This is a genomic window from Actinomadura chokoriensis (genome assembly GCF_039529475.1).
Lineage (GTDB): Bacteria > Actinomycetota > Actinomycetes > Streptosporangiales > Streptosporangiaceae > Spirillospora > Spirillospora bangladeshensis.
Genome location: NZ_BAAAMW010000094.1, coordinates 1 through 501 on the forward strand (window position 1 = coordinate 1; position 501 = coordinate 501).

Annotated in this window: 1 pseudogene; it reads left to right on the plus strand. The window is 71.7% G+C overall.

From position 1 onward, the window contains the following. Positions 1-501 (plus strand): annotated as a pseudogene (locus ABFX46_RS43400) (bifunctional glycosyltransferase/CDP-glycerol:glycerophosphate glycerophosphotransferase); the annotation flags it as partial.

Consider the following 501-nt stretch of genomic DNA (forward strand, 5'->3'; position numbering starts at 1 on the left):
CGCTTCCTGGCGTTCGTCGACAGCGACGACGTGCTGCCCGACCACGCGCTTGAACTGCTGGCGGGGACGCTGGAGGAGACCGGCTCCGACATCGCCTCGGGCAACGTGCAGCTGCTCACCGAGGACGGGCTCGTCCAGTCGCCGATGCACCGCCGCCCGATGGGGACGACGCGGCTGCGCACGCACGTCACCCGCGACCACCTGCTGATGTACGACCGGCTGGTGCCGAACAAGGTGTTCCGCCGCCGGTTCTGGGACGAGCACGCGTTCCGCTTCCCCGAGGGCGTCCTGTACGAGGACATCCCGGTCACCCTGCCGGCGCACTTCCTCGCCTCGTCGGTCGACGTCGTCAACGAGCCGGTCTACTACTGGCGGCAGCGGGCCGGCGGGGCGCTGTCGATCACGCAGCGCCGCACCGAGATCGGCGCCGTCACCGACCGGTTCGCGGCGGTGGAGACCGTCAGCCGGTTCCTCGGCTCGCGGCCGGAACGGGCGGTGCGC